This window comes from Cupriavidus sp. 05N40 (assembly GCF_056397305.1).
Genome location: NZ_JBFTND010000287.1, coordinates 1 through 7,084, shown reverse-complemented (window position 1 = coordinate 7,084; position 7,084 = coordinate 1). Strand labels below are relative to the sequence as shown.

Here is a 7,084-nt window from a genome sequence, read left to right as displayed (position 1 = left end):
GGTGACGGTCTACCTGGCGGCGCATGGCCTCGACCTGCGCGGCGGCGGCGCGGGCCGCCTCGCCGGGCAGCCGTCCGGCCTCGTTGGCCAGGATGGCCAGCGGCGTCTTGACGGCGTGGGCAAGGTCGGCGGCCTGGCGGCGCGAGCGCGCCAGCGCATCGGCGTTGCGCGCGAGCAGGGTGTTGATCTCGGTCACCAGCGGCACCACCTCGGATGGCCACGTGCCGCCCAGGCGGCTTTCGCGACGCGCCTGCATGGCGGCCAGCGCTTGCCGCAGGCGCGCCAGCGGGGCCAGGCCGAACTTCACCTGGGCCGCCACCGCCAGCAGCAAGCCGGCACCCAGCGCGGTCAGGGACCAGCCCAGCAGGCGGTTGAAGGCCTGGCGCGCGGCCCTCAGCTCAGTGCGGTCGAGTGCCACGGAGAGCGTCACGGGCGTGTCGGCCGAAGCCAGCACGATGGGGCGTGACACCACCAGCAGCGATTGTCCGTTTGGCCCGGGGCGGATCTCGGCGTGGCTGCCCGCCACCCGGTTGCCCACCGTGGCCGGCATTTCCGCATCCCACAGCGAGCGCGAACGCAAGGTGGCGCGGCCGGACTGCGCCTGCCAGTAGGCGCCGGAGTAGGGCAATTCATAGCGTGGATCGGCCGGCGCGCGCGTCAGCGTGAGCTTGCCGTCGGCGCTCCAGTCCAGCGCGGCGGCCAGGCTGGTGAGCTGGTTGTCGAGCTGGCGCACATAGGTCTGGTTGACGTGGCGCGCGAACAGCGTGGAGAGCAGCCAGCCGGTGCCGCCGAGCGCGGCAACCAGCCAGATTGCCGCCACGGCGAGCAGCCGGATTGCCAGGGACTGGCGCATGGCTCAGTGCGCCGCGGGGGCGGGCGGCGGGCGCAGGCGGTAGCCCTGGCCGCGCACGGTTTCGATGACGTCCACGCCGAGCTTGCGCCGCAGGCGGCCGACGAAGACCTCGATGGTATTGCTGTCGCGGTCGAAATCCTGGGCGTAGATATGCTCGGTCAGCGCCGCCTTGCTGACGATGGCGCCCGGATGATGCATGAGGTAGTCCAGCACCTTGAACTCATGCGCCGTCAGCACCACCGCGGCACCGTCCACGGTGGCCACGCCCGTGCGCGCGTTCAGCCGCACCGGCCCGCAGGCCAGCTCCGGCGCGGGCATGCCATGGGCGCGGCGGATCAGGGCGCGGATGCGGGCCAGCAACTCCTCCATGCGAAAGGGTTTGGCGAGGTAGTCGTCGGCGCCTGCGTCGATGCCTTCGACCTTGTCGGTCCAGCTGTCGCGCGCCGTCAGGATCAGCACCGGCACGTTGACCTGCGCAGCGCGCCAGCGGCGCAAGACGGACAAGCCGTCCAGCCCGGGCAGGCCGAGGTCCAGCACCACTGCGTCGTAGGGCTCCTGGGCGCCGAGGTGCCAGCCGTCGAGGCCGTCGGCGGCCGTATCCACGGCATAGCCGGCGCTGACCAGGCTGGCGTGGATCTGGGCGGTGAGCGTGGCTTCGTCTTCCACCAGAAGGATGCGCATGCGGGCTCAGGTGTTGTCAGGGGGTATGCGGGGTGTCTTCAGGGTGTCTTCAGGGCTTCTTGCGGGCCTGGTCGAGGTCGCGTCCCTTGGCCTTGAGCAGGGTCGCGGTGCTGGCGTCGTACTCGAGCTTGGCGACCGAGCCACCGGGCAGCAGCAACTTCACCTCGTACTGCCAGATACCGTCGTCGCGGTCGAGCTTGACGCCGATCACGTCGCCCGCGAACTGCGCGGAGACTGTCTCAAGTATGCGCGAGAGAGGCAGGATCTGGCCGGACTGCACCGCGGCGCGCGCGCGGTCGGCGTCATTGTCGGCACGCGCGGGCGGCACCGCGCCCAGCAGCGCGAGCGCGGCGAGCAACGGCAGCAGCGCGCGCGGAGCGCGGGCGAGCATGGGCTTGCGGGCGGGAAGGCGTGCGGGAGAGCGGGGGTTCATCGGGCGCAGTGTGCGGAGTCTTGCCTGAACGGAAGCTGAATGCCGTACTCAGGCTTGGTTCAGGGAGCGGCCGTCAGAATGAACCCATTCATCGTCACCGCATTCCAGGAGCCAGGCCATGCAAGGCATTCGCGTCACCCATGATAGCCCTTCCCGCCGCCGCGACGGCAGCACGCGCGCTGCGCTCCTGCTGGCCGGTGCGGTGCTGGCAGTCCTGCTCGGGGTGGTCGCGCCGTTCTGGGCGCAGGTGGATGCGCATGCGGTGCTGCACGAGTGGAAGCATCTGGACAGCGGGCTGTCGATGATCCTGCTTGGCGCGCTGGTGCTTGGGCCGGTGCTTGCCTTCGGGCTCGACGCGTAAGCGTAGCCGGCTCCGCCTGCGTTCAGCGCCCCCGGTTGAACAGCGGCGAAGTGTGGCTGGCCGCCGCGAGTTCGGCCGCCGCCGCAAGCAGCGCGGGCCCCAGGCTCGCCATGCGCTTCTCGTCGAGCCGGATCAGCGGGCCGGCAATACTGATCACGCCGATGGCGGGATGGCCGCGCCGCTGCACCGGCGCCGCCATCGCCGTCATGCCGGGCGCGAAGACTTCGTTGATGGTCGCGTAGCCGCGTTCGCGCGCGGCGTGGATGAAGGCGAGCAGGGCCTTGACCGTGGTCGGCGCATTCGGCCCGTATTCCCGGGGCTGTCCGTAGCCCTGCCGCGACACCAGTTCCAGCGCGCGCTCGTCGCTCATCGTGAGCATCCAGGCGTGCCCCGTCGCGCTGCAGGACAGGGTCGTGTCCATGCCCATGTCCGGGTCGTAGCGCAGGCCTTTGAGCGCGCCTTGTGCCTTGGCTACCCAGGTCAGCCGGTCGCCGTCGACGATCGCCAGCCGCACCAGTTCGCCCGAGGTCTCCGCCAGCCGGTCCAGGGTCGCCTGCGCCATGTCGACGATGCCGGCCGTGGCCAGGAAACCCAGGCCGAGGCCGACCAGCTTGGTCGTCAGTACGTAATCCCCGTGTTCGCGCAACTGGCGCACGTAGCCATAGGTCTTGAGGTCGGTCAGGAGGCGGTGGCAGGCGCTGCGCGGAATATCCAGTTCGTCCGCGATGGCGGCAAGTGGCGTGCCTTCCACCTGTGTCGCGAGATATTCCAGGATTCCCAGCGTTCGTTCCATCACGCCTGACATGGCGTTCTCCTTCCGTGGTGCGCGGCAGCGGCAGGCGGCCGCCTCAATCCACAATTACTTGCATCGTCATTTCATAATACAACAAGAGATTCCACTTTGGAATGCGGTTCCACAACTGCTGCTACGATGGTTTCACTGGGCCGGCCGGCATGGCGACGGGCCAAGGACACCCTGGTGAGAGCATGCGAGGCATTCGACCCGCAGCATGACGGATTGAAGGAGACAATATGATTGACGAGACCCAGCACCATTCACACGCGGCGATGCGCACGCGGGCAGTCACGGCCGCCACGATCGGCACCGCGCTGGAATGGTTCGATTTCACGCTGTACGGGGCGCTGGCGGCGACCATCCTGCCGAAGCTGTTCTTCCCGGCGATGGATCCGACTTCGGCGCTGCTCGCGTCGCTGGCCACGTTCGGCGTGGGCCTGGCGGCCCGGCCGCTCGGCGCCATCATCTGCGGGCATCTCGGCGACAAGCTCGGGCGCCGCAATCTCATGCTGGGCACGGTATCGATCATGGGGCTGTCATCGGTGCTCATGGGCCTGCTGCCGACCTATATGCAGATCGGCGTGTGGGCACCCGTGCTGCTGGTCGCGCTGCGCATCCTGCAGGGCTTCGCGCTCGGCGGCGAGTCCACCGGGGCGCAACTGATGGCGATCGAGCACGCCAGCCCGGACCGTCGCGGCAAGTACTCCGGCCTGCTGGGCCTGTGCTCGCCGCTGAGCCAGATCCTGGCCAACGGGGTGTTGCTGCTGCTGGCGTCGACCATGTCGGCCGATGGCTTCGAATCCTATGGCTGGCGCATTCCGTTCCTGCTGAGCTTCGTGCTGGTGGTGGTGGGCGTCTATATCCGCCTCAAGGTCAGCGAAACGCCGGCGTTCGTCGAATTGCGCAAGACGCAGGTGGCCGAAGCCGGCAATCCGCTGCGCGATGCCCTGCGTTTCCACTACAAGACCGTGATCCGCTGGATGCTGTTCTTCTGCGGCCCGGCGGCGATCTTCTACCTGATCGTGGTGTTCTCGCTGAGCTACATCACCAAGACGCTCGCAGTACCGAAACAGACTGGCTTCCTGTTGTTGATGGGCGCCAACGTCTGCGCCATCTTCGGCGCGATGGCGGGCGGCATGCTCAGCGACAAGATCGGGCGCAAGAAGGCGCTGGCCATCGGCTCGATTGCCACGCTGCTGATCCTGTTCGTGTATTTCGCGATCCTCGACACGAAGAGCTTCGTCCCGATGCTGGCGATCATGGGCCTCTTCCTCGGTTTCACGCAGTTCCAGAGCGGCATCCAGCCGGTTGCATTCGCCGAAGCCTTCCCTACCAATGTGCGCTACTCGGGCTCCGCGCTGGCCTATACCGGCGCCAACCTGATCGCCGGCGGCCCGATGCCGGTGGTAGCCGTGTGGCTGCTCGCGGTGTGCAATGGCTCTCCGTGGGGCGTGGTGGCCGTCTGCGCGGTGTTCAACCTGGTCTCACTGGCCATGATCCTGACCGCGCCGGAAACGCTCGGCATCGACATGAACCGTGTCGATCCCGCGGTCGACCCCGCCGCGAATATCGTCGGCCGCGAGCCTTTCGCGCAGCCCGGCATCAGCAAGACTCACTGAATTTCTAGCGTTCCGAACACCATCATGTCCAAACTCGTCTATGTATTGAACGGCTCGAACCTCAACATGCTGGGCAAGCGCGAGCCGCACCTGTATGGCACCACGACCCTCGCCGAAGTCCGGCAGCAGGTCGAGGCGCTGGCCGACTCGCTCGGACTCGCCTGCGAGTTCCGCCAGACCAACAGCGAAGCCACGCTGGTCGACTGGCTGCAGGAGGCGTTCGAGCGCGACGCCGGCGTGATCATCAACCCGGCCGGCTTCTCGTTCGCCTCGATCCCGGTGCTCGATGCCGTGCGGCTGATCCATCGGCCGGTGATCGAGCTGCACATCACCAATATCCACAAGCGGGAAGAAACGCACCGGCATTCGCTGATCTCGCGCGCGGCGACGGYCGTGATCTGCGGGCTGGGCGTGGATGGCTACCTGGTCGCCATGCAGGCCATGGCCACGGCGCTGCGCAAGTCCGCCAGCCAGTAAATTGGGGGCCGGCTGCGCCTACCTCGACCGGATGCGCCGCCGGCCCCGCGCTTGCGTGCGATCGCGCCAGGCGTTGCGTCCTTGCTTCGGGAACTGCGCCCTGAACTTCGGCGAGGTCCCGGGAGCGGACCACTCGCCTTAGGCAGTTTCCGAACGGGTTTCCATGTGTGGACAACGTCCCGTCCCGGGTCCTAAACTGAGCCAACAATAAAAAACGTACGACCGTTCTTATTTATTTGCCTGGCGCATGACCAACCATGCGCGAGCGGCATGGCCGGTGCGATGCGTTCATCTTCCGGGTCATTCTCTCTCGCAAGGTCATTCAGACAGGAGACAGGCATGGAATCAAAAAACGCCCCGCTGGTAGCCGAGTTGTTGCGCGATGCGCCGAAGAACTGGGGCAAATGGGGCCCCGATGACGAGGTGGGTTCGCTGAACTACCTCACGCGGGCCGAGGTGTTGCGCGGCGTGGCATCGGTGCGCTCGGGCAAGACCTTCACCTTGCAGATCCAGATGGGCAATCCCGCCGGCGATCCGGTCTGGCCGGGGCGTTCGCAGGCGCGCCGCCTCAACGTGATGGACAAGGGCCACTATCTGTGCGGCAAGGGCCCGAAGTTTCCCGGCGAGGCCGAGTACGCCGACGACATGATGATCATGTACCTGCAGGGCTCCACCCAGTACGACGCGCTGGGCCACGTCTGGTACGGCGACCAGTTGTGGAACGGATTCGATGCCAGGTCCACCATCGGCGGACTGGAAAAAGCCAGCGTGCTGCCCATCGCCGAGCGCGGGGTGGTGGGGCGCGGCGTCCTGATCGACATGGCGCGCCATCGCGGCAAGGCGGTGCTGGACCCGGGCGAGACCTTTACCCACCATGACCTGCTGGCTGCCGCCGAAACCCAGGGCGTGCGCATCGAGAAGCACGACATCCTGGTGGTCCGCACCGGCTGGATCGGCTCGTTCTACAAGCGCGACCAGGCCGAGTTCTACCGCAATTTCGTCGAACCGGGCCTGACCTATAGCCCCGAACTGGTCGAATGGTTCCATCGCATGGAGATCCCCAATCTGGTCACCGACACGATCGCCAACGAGGTCACGGTGGATCCGGAATCGGGCGTGGTCCTGCCGCTGCATAATGCGCTGATGCGCAACCTCGGCGTGACGCTGACCGAGATCGCGCAGCTCGACCCGCTGGCTGACGACTGCGCGGAAGACAAGCAATGGACCTTCCTCTACACGGCGGCACCTCTCAAGGTGGTCAACGGTAGCGGCGCGCCGGTCAATCCGGTGGTGATCAAGTAAGGAAGCTTGCCGCCGACGCCGGCCGTGCGCCGGCCTGCGTTCCTCCCGCAACCGCCGTCAATGGCTGCCGGATGCCGTCCGCGCTGCATCCGGCATTGGGCATCCGGCAGCCGTGCCAATCGAGGTACCTCATGACCCCTTACGAAGCCAAGCCCTGGTTGTCGAGCTACAACCCGGGACAGCCGCACGCCATCACCCCGCAGTACACCGACGCGCTGTCGATCTTCCGCGACGCCGCGCGCCGCGCGCCCGCCAGCCCGGCGATCCATTATTTCGACGCCACGCTCAGCTATGGCGAGCTGGACGAACTCTCCGACGCGCTGGCGGTGGCGCTGTCTGCCCGCGGCTGCGCGCGCGGCGAACGGGTCGCGCTCTATCTGCAGAACGTGCCGCAGTTCGTCATCGGCCTGCTTGCCGCTTGGAAACTCGGCGCCATCGCCGTGCCGGTCAACCCCATGAACCGTGCGCGCGAACTGCGTCTGGTGCTGGCGGACTCTGGCGCCAGGGCGCTGATCTGCCACGAATCGCTCTACGCGGAGGTGGTGAAGCCACTGTTCGAGGC

The 7,084-nt window shown here is 67.2% G+C and carries 9 protein-coding genes; 5 read left to right on the top strand and 4 right to left on the bottom strand.

Going from position 1 to position 7,084, the window contains the following annotated elements:
* From AC1DO7_RS37840 to AC1DO7_RS37830, 3 genes are all read right to left on the bottom strand, one after another.
* On the bottom strand, nt 1-853 hold an 853-nt coding region (locus tag AC1DO7_RS37840), incomplete at its 3' end, for a sensor histidine kinase (RefSeq protein ID WP_477117331.1).
* A 3-nt stretch (nt 854-856) separates the two neighbouring features.
* Nucleotides 857-1,534 carry a response regulator transcription factor gene (locus AC1DO7_RS37835; protein ID WP_441615196.1) on the bottom strand — a complete coding sequence of 226 codons (678 nt, stop codon included), beginning with the start codon at nt 1,532-1,534 and terminating at the stop codon, nt 857-859.
* A gap of 49 nt (nt 1,535-1,583) precedes the next feature.
* Complete coding sequence (locus AC1DO7_RS37830; protein ID WP_441615198.1) at nt 1,584-1,925, bottom strand: PepSY domain-containing protein; 342 nt, start codon at nt 1,923-1,925, stop codon at nt 1,584-1,586.
* A gap of 160 nt (nt 1,926-2,085) precedes the next feature.
* Here AC1DO7_RS37830 and AC1DO7_RS37825 point away from each other — a divergent pair, with 160 nt between their 5' ends.
* Nucleotides 2,086-2,328, top strand: coding sequence for a hypothetical protein (locus tag AC1DO7_RS37825; protein ID WP_441615200.1), 243 nt, complete (start codon nt 2,086-2,088; stop codon nt 2,326-2,328).
* 22 nt (nt 2,329-2,350) lie between these two features.
* Here AC1DO7_RS37825 and AC1DO7_RS37820 read toward each other — a convergent pair whose 3' ends face one another.
* The gene (locus AC1DO7_RS37820) at nt 2,351-3,133 is read right to left on the bottom strand and encodes an IclR family transcriptional regulator (protein ID WP_441615202.1); all 783 of its coding nucleotides are present in this window, start codon (nt 3,131-3,133) and stop codon (nt 2,351-2,353) included.
* Nucleotides 3,134-3,360: 227 nt separating this feature from the next.
* Between AC1DO7_RS37820 and AC1DO7_RS37815 the strand changes: the two genes are divergently transcribed.
* The 4 genes from AC1DO7_RS37815 to AC1DO7_RS37800 all read left to right on the top strand — a co-directional run.
* On the top strand, nt 3,361-4,743 hold the full coding sequence (locus tag AC1DO7_RS37815; RefSeq protein ID WP_441615203.1) for an MFS transporter: 1,383 nt from the start codon (nt 3,361-3,363) through the stop codon (nt 4,741-4,743).
* Between the two features lie 24 nt (nt 4,744-4,767).
* Nucleotides 4,768-5,220: a type II 3-dehydroquinate dehydratase gene (locus tag AC1DO7_RS37810; protein ID WP_477117330.1), complete on the top strand. Its 453-nt coding sequence runs from the start codon at nt 4,768-4,770 to the stop codon at nt 5,218-5,220.
* Between the two features lie 339 nt (nt 5,221-5,559).
* Nucleotides 5,560-6,522, top strand: a complete 963-nt coding sequence (locus tag AC1DO7_RS37805) for a cyclase family protein (protein ID WP_441615207.1) — start codon at nt 5,560-5,562, stop codon at nt 6,520-6,522.
* 131 nt (nt 6,523-6,653) lie between these two features.
* On the top strand, nt 6,654-7,084 hold a 431-nt coding region (locus AC1DO7_RS37800; protein ID WP_477117329.1), incomplete at its 3' end, for an AMP-binding protein.